The organism is Nonomuraea jabiensis (assembly GCF_014204795.1).
Lineage (GTDB): Bacteria > Actinomycetota > Actinomycetes > Streptosporangiales > Streptosporangiaceae > Nonomuraea > Nonomuraea jabiensis.
This window is the reverse complement of record NZ_JACHMB010000001.1, coordinates 5,076,726-5,090,831: the sequence shown is the minus strand read 5'-3', so window position 1 is coordinate 5,090,831 and position 14,106 is coordinate 5,076,726. Positions and strand designations below refer to the sequence as shown.

Genomic DNA, 14,106 nt, shown 5'->3' with positions numbered 1-14,106 from the left:
TGCGCTCCGGCTCCGGTTCATCGTTGTGCCACGATGCCAACGTCCACTCCCATCACCCTGTCTGTCCGGCCGTGCTCCGGGACGCCGGCGGGGTCCATCACGGACGCGCCGCCGACAGTTCCGCCCGCACGGCAGGCGTGAGCACCTGCCCGGCGCGCTCGACCAGGATCGTCATCTGGTAGGCCACCAGGCCCATGTCGCAGTCCGGCGCGGCCAGCACCGCCAGGCAGGAACCGTCGCTGATCGACATGACCAGCAGCAGGCCGCGGTCCATCTCGACGAGCGTCTGGGTGACCCCTCCGCCCTCGAACACGCGCGCCGATCCCTGCGTGAGGCTGACGAGCCCGGCCGCGATCGCGGCCAGCTGGTCGGCGCGGTCTTTGGGAAAGCCCCTGGAGTACGCCATCGGCAGCCCGTCGGCGGACACGACCACGGCGTGCGCCACGCCGGGGACCTCGTCGACGAAGCTGCTGACCAGCCAGTTCATGTCCCTGGCCGCCTGGCTGAGCTCCTTCATGAGTCCTCCTCGAGCTCGGCGCGGCCCTTGCGCACGCCCTGCTGGTAGCTGGCCAGCCTGTTGCGCAGCCGGTCGGGCGACACCGGAGGAGCGGCGGCGGGCTGGGGCTTCGGACTCGCGGTGCCCGGCACCAGATTCGCTCTCGGCGTCCGCTTCGGCAGGCCGGAGTTGGTCATGCCGTTCTGCGCCGGTTCCGCGGCCGCGCCGGCCGCCTGCCAGCCCTGGTCGGCGGGTGAGGTCCAGGCCGGGTCCCGGTGGTCGGCCGTGGGCGCGGTCTTGGTGAACCAGCTGCTCTCCTCGACGGCGGAGTAGATGGGCAGGAACTCCTCGTCCTTGGACGGCGCCGACGGGGTGGCGAACGACGGGTAGGAGTCCGCCGGCCCGGCCAGGTCCGGCGGTGGTTGCTCGGCCGAGTGCGCCTGCGACGAGCTGAACCACGACGACGGCTCGGGCGCCGGGGGCACCATGTCCAGCGACGGATGCCCGGCCACGTGCTCGGCGGGCGGCAGGGTCCCGAAGGAGGGATGCCCCGGGAAGGGCGCGGCCGGTGTCGGCGGGTGGGCCTGCCTGGGCACCGGGATGCGCGCCGGCACGGGCACCGCGCCCGGCACCGCGCCCGCCACCGCCGTGAGCAGCGCGGGCGGGATCAGCACCATGGCGGTCAGCCCGCCGATGTCCTGCATGCGCAGCTGGACGCGGATGCTGTGCCGCAGCGCCAGCCGGCCGACCACGAACAGGCCCATGCGCCGCGACACCGACACGTCCACGACGGGCGGGTTCGCCAGCCGCCAGTTGGCCTCGGCCAGCTCCTCGGCGCTCATGCCGATGCCGTGGTCGGTGACCGACAGCATCAGCGAGCCGGTGTCGATGCGGCTGCTGGAGATGATGACCTTGGTGTCCCGCGAGGAGAACGAGACCGCGTTCTCGACCAGCTCGGCCAGCAGGTGGACCACGTCGGTGACGGCCTGGCCGGCGATGGCGACGTCCGACTGGACCTGGATGCTGACCCGGTCGTAGCTCTCGACCTCGCCGAGCGCGGCCCGCACGATGTCCATCAGCTCGACCGGCTCGCTCCACTTGCGCGCCGCCTCCTGGCCGGCCAGGACCAGGAGGTTCTCGCTGTTGCGGCGCATGCGGGTGGCCAGGTGGTCGAGCTTGAACAGGTCGCCGAGCCGGCTGTCGTCGCGCTCGCCGCGCTCCAGCCGCTCGATCAGCGTGAGCTGCCGCTCGACCAGCGTCTGGCTGCGCCTGGACAGGTTGACGAACATGGCGTTGACGTTCGCCCGCAGCTTGGCCTCGTCGCCCGCCAGCCGTACGGCCTCGCGGTGCACCTCGTCGAACGCGCGGGCGACCTCACCGACCTCGTCCCTGGAGAAGATCCCGATGGGCGGGACCTCGGCCTGGACGGCACCGTCGCGGGACTCGCGCAGGTGCTGGACGAAGTCCGGCAGCCGCCGGCCCGCGATCTCCAGCGCCTCGCCGCGCAGGCGGCGCAGCGGGCGCACGAGCGACCTGGCCACCCCGGTGGTGATCAGCAGGACCGCCACGAGCAGGGCGAGCACGGCGCCCGCGGTCACGAACGCCTGCTGCCGCTCGTCCGCGCTGAGCGCCTCGCTGCGCGCCACGATGCCCTGGGCCTGGCGCTCCTCCACCTCGCGCATGGAGTCGACGACCACGTTGGCCGCGTCGAACCACTCCTTGGCGTCGTCGCGCTTGCTCAGGTCGAGGCCGCGCAGCGGCAGCCCCTTCGTGCTCCTGATCAGCACCAGCTCGCGCAGGAACAGCATGCGGTCGGCGGACCTGCCGTTGACGGTCTCGTCGAAGAAGCGGCGCTCCTCGGCGGTGGCCTCGGTCGAGTACGCCTTGCGCTCGTTCAGCTCCTTGGACTGCTCGCCGAGGAAGCGCTTGAGCTGGTCCTCGTCGAACGCGCCCTCGACGAGCACCGCGGTGACCAGCGCCTGCTGGTAGGAGACGCTCTCCTTCGCCCTGGCCAGGGCGTTCAGCATGCGGGTCTGGCGGAACAGCTCGTCGTCCACGCTGTCCTTGATCAGCTCGTTGTGGACGGAGAGCAGGTCGCCGATCACGGTCGTGTAGAGCTCGACGGCGGGGCCCGGCAGCAGGTTGGCCTCCAGCGCCTGCTTGCGCAGGGCGGTCAGGTCGTCCAGGCGGCTGAGCAGGTTCTCGAGCTGGTCGGCGCTACGGCCGCTGACCTCGGTCAGCAGTTGCCCGGCGGTGCCGCGGACCTGCCTGACGGCCAGGTCGGACTGGTCCATCTGGGCCTGCACCGTGGAGAGCATGCCCGCCGGCCGGTTGCGCGCGATGTACCAGGCGGTCGTGGCCCGCTCGGCCGCGACCTGGTGGGTGAGCCCGCCCAGCTCGGCGGAGAGCCGGGCGAACTGGTTGGTACGCGCGTAGTCACCGGCGGCGGACGTCCTGGCGAGCACCTGGATGCCGCCGAGCAGGACGGCGGCGGCCGTCGGGATCAGGATGAGGGCGACAAGGCGCGCGCGGACGCGCCAATTGCTCAGCCGCCAGTTGCCGTTACTGGCCTGCCTCTCACCCAACGCTGTAGTCACCGAACGCACCTCGCCCGAATCGGCGTATTTGAGGGGGCTGTGTCCCGTGGGGAAATCAGCTAAGTGCCGGCCAATTAGAACACATCCCACAGCAGTCTGGCCCACCCGAACATAACGCTACAAAAAGCGACTCGTGTGACTCAAGTGCCAAAACCTGGAGCTCCATGATTCATGATCGGAAAGTGGGAAATAAGCCTTTAAAGAGTTGAATGTCCCGGTGTGGGGCTTTCGAACGTTCCAACCTCATAACACCCCAGGAGCATGCAGGTCTCTGGAGTGTCACGGCGTTGTGATTTCCGTTAATCGCCCCATATGTTGTGGCGGTCAAAGAAGGAGGCGAGGGTGGGGGATTCTCCCGACAGCGCGGCCATCACTGTTGAGGGCCTTTGGAAGATCTTCGGATCCAGGGCGCAGAAAGTCCTGGACAGCGAGGACAGGCATCTCGACCAGGCCGCGCTGAGAGAGAAGACCGGCTGCACCGCCGCCGTCAGGGACGTGAGCTTCGAGGTGCGTCCGGGCGAGGTCTTCGTGGTCATGGGCCTGTCCGGCAGCGGCAAGTCCACCCTCGTACGCTGCCTCACCCGGCTGATCGAGCCCAGCGCCGGCGAGATCAGGATCGGCGGCGAGGACATCGGCCGTGCCTCCCCCGCCCGGCTCCGCGAGATCCGCCGCCACCGGGTCAGCATGGTCTTCCAGCACTTCGGCCTGCTGCCGCACCGCAAGGTGATCGACAACGTGGCGTACGGGCTGGAGATCCAGGGCACCGCCAAGGCGGCCAGGCACGCGCGGGCCGCGGAGATCCTCTCCCTCGTCGGCCTCGACGGGTACGCCGACGCCTACCCCGACCAGCTCTCCGGCGGCATGCAGCAGCGCGTCGGGCTGGCCCGCGCGCTGGCCGTGGACCCGCAGGTGATGCTGTTCGACGAGCCGTTCAGCGCGCTCGACCCGCTGATCAGGCGCGACATGCAGGCCGAGGTGATCCGCCTGCACCGGGAAGTCGGCAAGACGATGGTGTTCATCACGCACGACCTGTCCGAGGCGCTGAAGCTGGGCGAGCGGATCGCGATCATGCGGGCGGGCTCGATCGTGCAGCTCGGCACCGCGGAGGAGCTGGTGGGCGCGCCCGCCGACGACTACGTGGCCGACTTCGTACGCGACGTGCCCAGGAGCCACGTGCTGACGCTGCGCTGGATCTGCCGCGAGCCCGAGCCCGGCGAGCCGCTGGACGGGCCCGTCCTGCCGGCCACCACGCTGATCATGGACGCCATCGGCGCCTCGTCCGCCTCCTCCCGCCCCATCAGGGTCGTGGACGGCGACGACCTCGTGGGCGTCGTGGACCGCGTGGACCTGCTGACCTTCCTGTCCGACGCGGACGTCACGGTGCAGGCATGAGCACCACGGCGGTCAGCACGCCCTCGCGGCTGAGGTTGCCGAAGTGGGCGGCCCCCGCCGGGGTGGCGGTGCTGTTCGTGGTGGCGTACCTGGTCTTCCGCGGCACGGCGACGCTGCCGCACGACAAGGAGGCGCCGCAGTTCCTGGCCGTCACCGACCTGCGCGAGTGGATCGACGACCACCGCAACGACAACCCGCTCTTCCTGTACTTCCTCAACTACATCCGGCTCTTCGTGGGCTGGCTGTACGGCCTGTTCCAGTCCGTCCTGTACGCGCTCGGCTGGCCCGGCATCACCGGCGTCATGGGCGCGCTGGCCTGGCTGGCGGGCGGCTGGCGGATCGGGCTGGCCGCGGTGGCGGGCGTGAGCGCGTTCGGCCTCCTGGGGCTGTGGCAGTCGAGCGTCGACACGCTGGCCCTGGTCGCGGTCTCGGTGCTGCTGTCGCTGGCGATCGGGATCCCGCTGGGCGTCTGGGCCGGGCTCTCGGCCCGCGTCCGGCGGGTGATCACGCCGGTGCTGGACGTCATGCAGATCATGCCCACGTTCGCGTACCTGGCGCCGCTCGCGCTGTTCTTCCACATCGGCGCCCCGGCCGGGGCGATCGCGACGATGATCTACTCGATCCCGCCGGCCATCCGCATCACCGCGCTGGCCATCTCCGAGGTCTCCCCCACGGCCGTCGAGGCGTCCAGCTCGCTGGGCGCCACGCGCCGGCAGACGCTGTTCAAGGTCTACCTGCCGCTGGCCAGGTCGACGATGGCGCTGGCGGTCAACCAGACGATCATGATGGCCCTGTCCATGGTCGTCATCGCGAACCTGATCTCCGCCCCCGGCCTGGGCGGCGACATCATCCGCGGCCTGTCGCGGGCGCAGGTCGGCATCATGCTCCCGGCGGGCGTGGCCATCGTCATCACGGCGGTGCTGCTCGACCGGACCATGATGGCGATCGCCCACCGCGAGCCGCACACGAGGACGAGCCGGGTCGATCTCGCCGCCGCCGGCGTGCTGGCGGTGGCCGGGATCGCGCTCATCCCCGCGCTGCCCAGGACCTGGCCGGACGGCCTCACCGTCAACTTCGTGGCCGAGGTGAACGACGCCGTCCGCTGGGCCGAGACCAGCTGGTACGGGGTGACCACGGCCATCAAGGACCTCACGACCGGCGTCCTGCTCAACCCGCTGGAGGCGCTGTTCACCTCGGCCCCGTGGTGGCTGGTCGCCCTGGCGGTGCTGGCCGTGGCCTGGCGGGTGAGCGGGGTACGCCCGGCGCTGACGGCCCTGGCCTGCCTGCTGGCCATCGCGCTGCTCGGCGTCTGGGAGCACACCATGCAGACGCTGACCACGGTCGTCGTCGCGGTGTTCGTCACGCTGGTCGCCGGCCTGGTGCTCGGCGTGGCCGCGGCCCGCTCGCCGCGGTATTCGGCCGTGCAGCGGCCCATACTCGACGCCGCGCAGACCATGCCGGCGTTCGTCTACCTGCTTCCGGCGCTGGCGCTGTTCGAGACCACCCGGTTCACGGCGATCTTCGCCTCCGTCATCTACGCGGTGCCGCCCGTGGTGCGGCTGGTCGAGGACGGCATCAAGGGCGTGCCCGCCACGGTCGTCGAGGCGGCCGCCTCGGCGGGCTCGACCCCGGGCCAGCTCCTGTGGAAGGTGCAGCTGCCCATGGCCAGGCGGGCGATCCTGCTCGCGGCCAACCAGGGCATCGTGATGACGCTGGCCATGGTGGTTGTCGGCGGTCTGGTCGGGGCGGGGGCCCTCGGCTACGACGTGGTCGTCGGATTCTCCCAGCGACCGGACTTCGGCATGGGCTTCGTGGCCGGCATCGCGACCGTGCTGCTCGGCGTCATGCTCGACCGCATCACGCAGGGCGCCGACAGGCGCCCCTCCCCCCGAAGAAGGAAATCCACATGAAGATTCGCCTGCTCGCAGGCCTCCTCGCCCTCGGGCTCGCCGCTGTCGGTTGCGGCGGGGCCAAGGTCGAGACCTCTCCCAGCTCCTCCGCCGCCCCGGCGGCCTCCGGATCGAGCGCCGCCACCGGGACCGTGAAGATCGCGATCAACCCGTGGGTGGGCTACGAGGCCAGCGCGAACGTCGTCGCGTACCTGCTGAAGAACGAGCTCCACTACAACGTCGAGATGCCCGAGATCAAGGAGCAGCTCGCGTGGGAGGGCTTCGAGACCGGCGACGTCGACGTCATCATCGAGAACTGGGGCCACCCGGACCTGAAGAAGAAGTTCATCGAGGAGAAGAAGGTCGCGGTCGAGGCCGGCTCCACCGGCAACAAGGGCATCATCGGCTGGTACGTGCCGAAGTGGATGGCCGACAAGTACCCGGACATCACCGACTACAAGAACCTCAACAAGTACGCCTCCCTGTTCAAGACCTCGGAGTCCGGCGGCAAGGGCCAGCTCCTCGACGGTGACCCCAGCTACGTCACCAACGACGAGGCCCTGGTCAAGAACCTGAAGCTGAACTACAAGGTCGTCACCGGCGGCAGCGAGGCGGCCCTGCTCAAGTCCGCCACGCAGGCGCAGGAGCAGCAGAAGGCACTGCTGTTCTACTTCTGGACGCCGCACTGGCTCTTCGACAAGGTGGACCTGGTCCGCGTCAACCTGCCGGCCTGGACCGAGGGCTGCGACGCCGACCCCAAGAAGGTCGCGTGCGACTACCCGGAGATGGACCTCGACAAGATCGTCAGCAAGAAGTTCGCGGACACCGGCGGCAAGGCGTACGAGCTGGTCAAGAACTTCAGCTGGACCAACGAGGACCAGAACGCGGTCGCCAACGACATGACCAACAACGGCCTGACCGGCGAGCAGGCCGCCAAGAAGTGGATCGAGGCCAACACCGCCAAGTGGCAGGCCTGGATCCCCAAGTGACGCCCTCTTGACCGCGGCCCCGAGCGGGGCCGCGGTCACCGGGAGACCTCATGTTGCGAACGAACAAGCTCGTCGGGCCGCTGGTCGCGGCCCTGCTGCTGACGACCGCCTGCTCCGGCGAGGAGCCTGGCTCCGCCACGGGGTCGAAGGGCGTCGTCAACATCGACATCCACGGCTGGGTCGGGTACGAGGCCCAGGCCGCCGTGCTGGCGTACCTGCTCGAGCACGAGCTGGGTTACTCGGTGCGCAAGCGCACCATGAAGGAGGGCGATTCCTGGGAGGATTTCGAGGAGGGCAAGGTCGATGTGATCGTCGAGAACTGGGGCCACAACGACCTGAAAAAGAAGTTCATCGAGCAGAAGAAGGTCGCGCTGTCGGCCGGGCTGACGGGGAACCAGGGCATCATCGGGTGGTACGTCCCCGAGTGGATGGTCAAGAAATATCCCGACATTACGGACTACCGAAACCTCAATAAGTACGCGCACCTTTTCCGGACCGAAAAAACCGGAAATGCCGGACAGGTTCTGGACGGAGATCCGACATTCGTGACGAATGACGAGGCTCTCGTCAAGAACCTCGGACTCAATTACAAGGTCGTCTACTCGGGCAGCGAGGAGGCGCTGATCAAAGCGGCCGAGTTCGCCACCAAGAATCGGACACCGCTGCTGATGTATTTCTACGAGCCGCAATGGCTGTTCACCAAGGTCAAACTGGTCAAGGTGGCGCTGCCGCCCTACGCCCTGGGCTGCGACGACGACGCCAAGCGGGTCGCCTGCGACTACCCGCCGTACCTGCTCGACAAGATCGTCAGCAAGAAGTTCGCGCAGACCGGCGGCAAGGCGTACGAGCTGGTCCGCAACTTCACCTGGACCAACGACGACCAGAACTCCGTGGCCAGCGACATGATCAACGAGAAGATGAGCGCCGAGCAGGCCGCCGAGCGGTGGGTGCGGGACAACAAGATCGTGTGGAAGGACTGGATCCCGCGCTGAGGCCCGGTGATCGAGGGGCGGCATGGGTGACAGTCGTTTCAGCCTAAGCTGAACCCATGGCTCCTTCCGACGACCGCGAGCGGACGCTCGAGTGGGTCGAGCGCGTGGCGACCTTCTGCGGCGACGCCTGGGGCCTGGCGCCCATCACCGGCCGCGTGCTGGGCTGGCTGCTGATCTGCACCCCCGCCGAGCAGTCCGCCGGCGAGATCGCCGACGCGATCGGGGCCAGCCGGGCGTCCATGACGTCCAACCTGCGCCTGCTGACCTCCATCGGCCTCGTCCGGCGCCACACCCGGCCGGGCGAGCGCACCACGTACTACCGCATCGAGGACGACGCGTTCGAGAAGGTCGTGCGGCAGCGGCTGGCCTCCTTCGCCGCGTTCGGGGAGATCGCGGAGGAGGGGCTGGAGCTGGGCGGGGAGGACGAGGAGCGGACCCGGCGCATCCGCTCGGCCCAGCACTCCATCGCCCTCCTCACCCACCAGGTCAGGTGACGCCTACCGGTCGAGCCGCTGGTAGAGGCGTACCGACAGGACGAAGAAGACGGCGGTGATCGCCACCGGCCAGAGCACCGCCATGAGGACGGCGTGCTGGGCCACCCAGGAGTCGCCGCCCCAGCCGGGGTTCCCGAAGAGCTGCCTGGCCGCCGCCACCGTGGACGACAGCGGGTTCCACTCCGAGATCGCGCCCAGCCAGCCCGGCATCGTGTCGGGGGCGACGAAGGCGTTCGACAGGAAGCCGACCGGGAACTCCAGCACCTGGATCGCCACCACGCCGCCCGGGTCCCTGAGCAGCAGCCCCAGGTACATGCCGGCCCAGAGCAGCGAGAAGCGCAGCAGGAGCAGCAGGCCCACGGCGCCCAGCGCGCCCGGGAAGGAGGACGGCCGCCAGCCCACCGCCAGGCCGCAGACCAGCAGCCCGGCCAGGATCAGGACCGAGTTGAGCAGGTCGGCGACGGCCCGGCCGATCAGCACGGCCGAAGGCGCCATGGGCATCGAGCGGAAGCGGTCGGTGACGCCCTTGGAGACGTCGGTGGCGACGGCGATCATCGTGGCGCTGAGACCGAAGAGCATCGTCATGCCGTACATGCCGGGCATGAGGAAGGCGAAGTAGTCGGCCCCCGCGGGCACCTTGACCGCGCCGCCGAACAGGTAGCCGAAGGCCAACGTGATCACCACCGGGAAGAGGATCCCGAACACCACCGTCATCGGCTGGTTCGCCCAGTGGATCAGGTCGCGGCGGGCGACGGTCCAGCCGTCTGCCAGAGCCCATCTCATACGGCGCCCCCTCGGCGGTCGGTGAGGTTCAGGAAGACTTCGTCGAGCGTGGGGCGGCGCACCGCCACGTCCTCGGCCTCGATCCCGGCGGCCGCCAGGGCCGCGAGCGCCTCCGTGAGCGCCCGCACCCGGTCGCTCACCGGCGCGCTCACGTGCCGGGTGTCCCGGTCGACCTCGGCCGGTCCCGAGGCCGCCCCGCCGACGATCCCGGCGGCCTCGTCGAGCCGCGCCGGGTCGTGGATCACCACGTCGAGCCGGTCGCCGCCGAGCTTGGACTTGAGCTCGTCCGGCGTGCCCTCGGCCACCACCCGCCCGGCGTCGATCACCGCGATCCGGTCCGCGAGCTGGTCGGCCTCCTCCAGGTACTGCGTGGTCAGCAGCACGGTGGTGCCGCCGGCGACGAGGTCGCGCACCGCGCGCCAGATCTCCGTGCGGCTGCGCGGGTCCAGCCCCGTCGTCGGCTCGTCGAGGAACAGCACGGGCGGCGCCAGGATCAGGCTGGCCGCCAGGTCGAGCCTGCGCCGCATGCCGCCCGAATACTCCTTGGCCGGCCCCTTGTGGTCCAGCCCGAACCGCTCCAGCAGCTCGTCCGCCCTGGCCCGGGCCTGCGCCGGGCCGAGGTGGTAGAGGCGGCCGAACAGCTCCAGGTTCTGCCGCCCGGTCAGGATCTCGTCCACGGCGGCGTGCTGGCCGACCAGGCCGATGCTGCGGCGTACCTGCCGGGGCTGGGTCGCCACGTCGAACCCCGCCACCTCCGCGCGGCCGCCCGAGGCGCGCAGGAGCGTGGTGAGGATGCGGACGGTCGTGGTCTTGCCCGCGCCGTTGGGGCCGAGCAGGCCGCAGACCGTGCCCCGGCCCACGTCGAGGTCGATCCCGTCGAGCGCGGCCTTGTCGCCGTACTTCTTGCGCAGGTCCTGCGCGAGCACCGCCGGCATGCGTGTCCCCTCCCTCGATTTCGTACGCCGTACCGTACAGCATACGGTTCAAGGCGGCAACCGTACGGTGTACCGTACGCATGTGACCGTTGAGTACTCGGGAAAGGGCGACCCCGCGCGCAGCCTGGCGCTGCTCTGGCGCACCAGCGAGCGCGCCAGCCGCAAGGGCAAGCCCGAGCTGAGCGTCGGCCGCATCGTGCGCGCGGCCATCGAGGTGGCCGATGCCGAGGGGCTGCAGGCGCTGTCCATGCGCCGCGTGGCCGAGCGGCTGGGCGTCGGGACGATGTCGCTCTACACGTACGTGCCGGGCAAGCCCGAGCTGTTCGACGTCATGCTCGACACCGTCTACGGCGAGACGGCCAGGCCGGAGGACGTGCCCGGCGGGTGGCGGGGCCGGCTGGAGCAGATCGCCAGGGAGAACTGGGCCCTCTACCTGCGCCATCCGTGGATGCTGCAGGTGGCGGCCAGCCGCCCGGTGCTCGGGCCCAACGTCACGGCCAAGTACGACTACGAGCTGCGCGCCGTGGACGGCATCGGGCTGACGGACCTGGAGATGGACTCGGTGATCACGCTGGTCACCGGGTTCGTGCACGGGGCGGCGCGCGGCGCGGTCGAGGCGGCGCAGGCCGAGAGCCTGACGGGCATGACCGACGAGCAGTGGTGGGCCGCGCACGCGCCCTTCCTCAGCCGGATCACCGACGTCGCCCGCTACCCCACGGCCGCGCGCGTCGGCCAGGCGGCGGGCGAGGCCCTCAACGCCGCCTACAGCCCGGAGCACGCCTTCGAGTTCGGCCTGCAGCGCGTCCTCGACGGCATCGAGGCCCTGATAAGCCGCCGCTCAGCCTGACAGCTCAGCCCGAGAGGGCCTTTTCGTAGGCCATCAGCGTGTCCACGAACATCCGCCGCTGCTCCGGCGTGAGCGGCTCCAGGGCCTCGCGCCAGGCCTTGGCGCCGTAGCCGAGCCACTCGTTGATCGACTCCTGGTGGCGGTCCGCGATGCTCACGATCGTACGGCGCCGGTCCGCGTCGTCCTCGCGCCGCTCCAGGACGCCCTTCCTGCTCAGGTCCCCCACCATCAGGCTGACCGTCGCGGGCGCCACCTCCAGCCGGGCCGCCAGCTCGTTCACCGTCATCGGCCCGTCGAACAGCAGGTAGGCCAGCAGCGACAGGTGCCGGGGCGCCAGGGACAACGACTGCAGCTCGGGGGGCACTCCCAGCCGCTTGGCCCGCCCGACCATCCGCGGCATCAGCAGCAGCAGCGTCCTGATCCCGTCGTCCACGCTCAAGCCGTCTGTTGACATGTCCAACACCTTGATGTCTAAATTAGCTTTGCTTGCAAAGCAAATACGAAGCCTCGTCCAAGGATATGACGTGACCGATTTCAATCAGCAGGTGATCGAGGAGTTCCGGGCGAACGGCGGCAAGGTGGGCGGCATGTTCGAGGGCGCGCCCCTCGTGCTGCTCACCACCACGGGCGCCAGGACGGGCCGGCGGCGCACCAACCCGGCCGTCTACCTGAGGGACGGCGAGCGGGTCCTGGTGTTCGCCTCCAACGCGGGCGGCGCCGCCAACCCGGCCTGGTACCACAACGTGCTCGCCAACCCGAGGGTCATCGTCGAGCTGGGAGCCGACCGGTTCGCGGCCCGCGCGGTGCCGCTCGAAGGCGAGGAGCGCGACCGCCTGTACGCCCGCCAGGCCGCGATCAATCCGGCCTTCGCCACGTACCAGCAGAACACCGAGCGCGTCATCCCGGTCATCGCGCTCTACCCGGAGCGCGAGCGGCTGGAGGCGTTCGGGGACGAGCTGGCCAGGATCCACGAGCACCTCAGGGGCGAGCTGGCCAAGGTCCGCCAGGGGGCGCCCGCCGGCGATCTCCGGGCGCACTGCCTGGCCTTCTGCGACGCGATGACCTTCCACCACAACGGCGAGGACCGGGTGGCGTTCCCGCACCTGGAGAAGCTCTTCCCCGAGCTGAAGGAGCCGCTCGACCGGCTGCGCGCCGAGCACGCGGTGATCGCCGGGCTGGTCGCCGAGCTGCGGCAGGCCCCCGAGCCGGCGACGCTGGAGCGCATCGCCGGCGAGATGGAGGCCCACTTCGCCTACGAGGAGCAGCAGCTGGTGCCGGTGCTCAACGCGCTGGAGAGCGTTCCCTGGAGCTAGCGCACGGGTGCGGCACGCAGCCGTACGACGTGCTCCACCAGCGAGATCAGCGTCGCCTTGACCGACTCGCGGTTGCGGGCGTCGGTACGCACGATCGGCACGTGCGGCGACAGGGCGAGCGCCTCCCTGACCTCCTGCTCGGCGTGCGGGAACTGCCCGTCCCAGCCGTTGACGCCGATCACGAACGGCAGCTTCGCCTCTTCGAAGTAGTCGATGGCGGGGAAGCTGTCGGCGAGCCGGCGGGTGTCGAGCAGCACGACCGCGCCGATGGCGCCGCGTACGAGGTCGTCCCACATGAACCAGAACCGGTGCTGCCCGGGCGTACCGAACAGGTAGAGGATCAGGTCGCGGTCGAGCGAGAGGCGGCCGAAGTCCATGGCCACCGTGGTGGTCTGCTTGTTGGGGGTGAGACCGAGGTCGTCGATGCCCGCGGACGCGTCCGTCATCACCGCTTCTGTGGTGAGCGGCAGGATCTCGGACACCGCCCCCACGAACGTCGTCTTACCGACGCCGAACCCACCGGCGACGACGATCTTCGTCGACGTCAGCCCGGGGCTAGAGCCTGCGTAGTCCACTGAGCACCCTTTCGAGCATGTTGAGGTCTGGCTGTCCCTGGCTGAGGCGTGGCTGGTGCAGGCGGACGAGCCCTTCATCGGACATGTCCGCCACGAGCACCCTGGCCACGCCCAGCGGGACGCGGAGCAGGGCCGAGATCTCGGCAACCGACCGGAACGACCTGCACAACTGCATGATGGCCTCCTGCTCGGGGGTGAGCATGGCCATCTCGTCGTCCGGGATCGACATGGACGAGATCAACGTCTCCATCGCGAGGTGATAGCGCGGCTCGGACCGGCCGCCCGTCACCGCGTAAGGACGGAACAGGGGCTCTTCGTCCCCGGCTCCGTCAACGCCGTACACGGCCCTCTCCCATCAGTTCCATCACATCACCGGGTCCTGGCGGCCTGGAGCTCAGCCCGCAGGGCCGGCGTGAGCGCCTGCCCGGCCCGGTCCACCAGCAGCGTCATCTGGTACGCCACCAGGCCCATGTCACAGTCGGGGCCCGCCAGCACGGTCAGGACGGAGCCGTCGCTGATCGCCATGACGATGAGCAGGCCGCGCTGCATCTCGACGACGGTCTGCGTCACAGAGCCGCCCTCGAACACCCTGGACGCTCCCACGGTCAGGCTCAGCAGGCCCGCGGAGACCGCGGCGAGCTGGTCGGCCCGGTCCGGCGGGAAGCCTTCGGAGGCGGCCAGGCACAGGCCGTCGGCCGATACGACGACGGCATGCGCGACTCCGGGCGTGTTACGCACGAAGTCGGTGATCAGCCAGTCGAATCTGTTCGCCTCGTGGCTAAGGGTTGTCACGCATCCTCCCCG

Annotated in this window: 15 protein-coding genes; 7 read left to right on the top strand and 8 right to left on the bottom strand. The window is 69.8% G+C overall.

Features of this window, described 5'->3' with window-relative positions; genetic code table 11:
• Nucleotides 1-97: 97 nt before the first annotated feature.
• Nucleotides 98-517, bottom strand: a complete 420-nt coding sequence (locus HD596_RS23520; protein ID WP_185071497.1) for a roadblock/LC7 domain-containing protein — start codon at nucleotides 515-517, stop codon at nucleotides 98-100.
• Nucleotides 514-3,093, bottom strand: coding sequence for a sensor histidine kinase (locus tag HD596_RS23515; RefSeq protein WP_185071496.1), 2,580 nt, complete (start codon nucleotides 3,091-3,093; stop codon nucleotides 514-516). The genes HD596_RS23520 and HD596_RS23515 overlap by 4 nt, the downstream gene beginning before the upstream one ends.
• A 312-nt stretch (nucleotides 3,094-3,405) precedes the next feature.
• On the opposite strand from HD596_RS23515, the gene HD596_RS23510 reads away from it, so the two are divergent.
• The 5 genes from HD596_RS23510 to HD596_RS23490 are packed head-to-tail and all read left to right on the top strand — an operon-like array spanning nucleotide 3,406 to nucleotide 8,849.
• A complete protein-coding gene (locus HD596_RS23510) occupies nucleotides 3,406-4,485 on the top strand; it encodes a quaternary amine ABC transporter ATP-binding protein (RefSeq protein ID WP_185071495.1) in 1,080 nt (359 codons plus the stop codon).
• Nucleotides 4,482-6,395, top strand: a complete 1,914-nt coding sequence (locus HD596_RS23505; RefSeq protein ID WP_185071494.1) for an ABC transporter permease — start codon at nucleotides 4,482-4,484, stop codon at nucleotides 6,393-6,395. The genes HD596_RS23510 and HD596_RS23505 overlap by 4 nt, the downstream gene beginning before the upstream one ends.
• Nucleotides 6,392-7,363: an ABC transporter substrate-binding protein gene (locus HD596_RS23500; protein WP_185071493.1), complete on the top strand. Its 972-nt coding sequence runs from the start codon at nucleotides 6,392-6,394 to the stop codon at nucleotides 7,361-7,363. The genes HD596_RS23505 and HD596_RS23500 overlap by 4 nt, the downstream gene beginning before the upstream one ends.
• A gap of 50 nt (nucleotides 7,364-7,413) precedes the next feature.
• Nucleotides 7,414-8,355, top strand: a complete 942-nt coding sequence (locus HD596_RS23495) for an ABC transporter substrate-binding protein (protein WP_185071492.1) — start codon at nucleotides 7,414-7,416, stop codon at nucleotides 8,353-8,355.
• A gap of 56 nt (nucleotides 8,356-8,411) precedes the next feature.
• A complete protein-coding gene (locus HD596_RS23490) occupies nucleotides 8,412-8,849 on the top strand; it encodes a GbsR/MarR family transcriptional regulator (protein ID WP_185071491.1) in 438 nt (145 codons plus the stop codon).
• A gap of 3 nt (nucleotides 8,850-8,852) precedes the next feature.
• On the opposite strand, the gene HD596_RS23485 is transcribed toward HD596_RS23490, so the two are convergent.
• The gene (locus HD596_RS23485; protein ID WP_185071490.1) at nucleotides 8,853-9,632 is read right to left on the bottom strand and encodes an ABC transporter permease; all 780 of its coding nucleotides are present in this window, start codon (nucleotides 9,630-9,632) and stop codon (nucleotides 8,853-8,855) included.
• Nucleotides 9,629-10,567 carry an ATP-binding cassette domain-containing protein gene (locus HD596_RS23480; protein ID WP_185071489.1) on the bottom strand — a complete coding sequence of 313 codons (939 nt, stop codon included), beginning with the start codon at nucleotides 10,565-10,567 and terminating at the stop codon, nucleotides 9,629-9,631. Before HD596_RS23480 ends, HD596_RS23485 begins: the two co-directional genes overlap by 4 nt.
• An 82-nt stretch (nucleotides 10,568-10,649) precedes the next feature.
• Between HD596_RS23480 and HD596_RS23475 the strand changes: the two genes are divergently transcribed.
• Nucleotides 10,650-11,414 (top strand): TetR/AcrR family transcriptional regulator, encoded by a 765-nt coding sequence (locus tag HD596_RS23475; protein WP_185071488.1) that lies wholly within the window; start codon nucleotides 10,650-10,652, stop codon nucleotides 11,412-11,414.
• Nucleotides 11,415-11,418: 4 nt separating this feature from the next.
• On the opposite strand, the gene HD596_RS23470 is transcribed toward HD596_RS23475, so the two are convergent.
• On the bottom strand, nucleotides 11,419-11,868 hold the full coding sequence (locus HD596_RS23470) for a MarR family transcriptional regulator (RefSeq protein ID WP_185071487.1): 450 nt from the start codon (nucleotides 11,866-11,868) through the stop codon (nucleotides 11,419-11,421).
• A 70-nt stretch (nucleotides 11,869-11,938) separates the two neighbouring features.
• Here HD596_RS23470 and HD596_RS23465 point away from each other — a divergent pair, with 70 nt between their 5' ends.
• Nucleotides 11,939-12,727, top strand: a complete 789-nt coding sequence (locus tag HD596_RS23465) for a nitroreductase/quinone reductase family protein (protein ID WP_313044657.1) — start codon at nucleotides 11,939-11,941, stop codon at nucleotides 12,725-12,727.
• Here HD596_RS23465 and HD596_RS23460 read toward each other — a convergent pair.
• From HD596_RS23460 to HD596_RS23450, 3 genes are read right to left on the bottom strand one after another with little or no spacing between them, the layout of a single operon-like run.
• On the bottom strand, nucleotides 12,724-13,302 hold the full coding sequence (locus HD596_RS23460) for a GTP-binding protein (RefSeq protein ID WP_185071485.1): 579 nt from the start codon (nucleotides 13,300-13,302) through the stop codon (nucleotides 12,724-12,726). The two genes, HD596_RS23465 and HD596_RS23460, sit on opposite strands and share 4 nt — an antisense overlap.
• Complete coding sequence (locus HD596_RS23455) at nucleotides 13,283-13,645, bottom strand: DUF742 domain-containing protein (RefSeq protein ID WP_185071484.1); 363 nt, start codon at nucleotides 13,643-13,645, stop codon at nucleotides 13,283-13,285. The genes HD596_RS23460 and HD596_RS23455 overlap by 20 nt, the downstream gene beginning before the upstream one ends.
• 26 nt (nucleotides 13,646-13,671) lie before the next feature.
• Nucleotides 13,672-14,094, bottom strand: coding sequence for a roadblock/LC7 domain-containing protein (locus HD596_RS23450; protein ID WP_185071483.1), 423 nt, complete (start codon nucleotides 14,092-14,094; stop codon nucleotides 13,672-13,674).
• Between the last annotated feature and the right edge of the window lie 12 nt (nucleotides 14,095-14,106).

Excerpts from the sequence above, each read along its gene's own strand:
- HD596_RS23495 (WP_185071492.1), top strand. The coding sequence starts at position 7,414 with ATGTTGCGAACGAACAAGCTCGTCGGGCCGCTGGTCGCGGCCCTGCTG.
- HD596_RS23490 (WP_185071491.1), top strand. The coding sequence starts at position 8,412 with ATGGCTCCTTCCGACGACCGCGAGCGGACGCTCGAGTGGGTCGAGCGC.
- HD596_RS23485 (WP_185071490.1), bottom strand. The coding sequence starts at position 9,632 with ATGAGATGGGCTCTGGCAGACGGCTGGACCGTCGCCCGCCGCGACCTG.
- HD596_RS23470 (WP_185071487.1), bottom strand. The coding sequence starts at position 11,868 with ATGTCAACAGACGGCTTGAGCGTGGACGACGGGATCAGGACGCTGCTG.
- HD596_RS23480 (WP_185071489.1), bottom strand. The coding sequence starts at position 10,567 with ATGCCGGCGGTGCTCGCGCAGGACCTGCGCAAGAAGTACGGCGACAAG.
- HD596_RS23505 (WP_185071494.1), top strand. The coding sequence starts at position 4,482 with ATGAGCACCACGGCGGTCAGCACGCCCTCGCGGCTGAGGTTGCCGAAG.
- HD596_RS23520 (WP_185071497.1), bottom strand. The coding sequence starts at position 517 with ATGAAGGAGCTCAGCCAGGCGGCCAGGGACATGAACTGGCTGGTCAGC.
- HD596_RS23510 (WP_185071495.1), top strand. The coding sequence starts at position 3,406 with ATGTTGTGGCGGTCAAAGAAGGAGGCGAGGGTGGGGGATTCTCCCGAC.
- HD596_RS23500 (WP_185071493.1), top strand. The coding sequence starts at position 6,392 with ATGAAGATTCGCCTGCTCGCAGGCCTCCTCGCCCTCGGGCTCGCCGCT.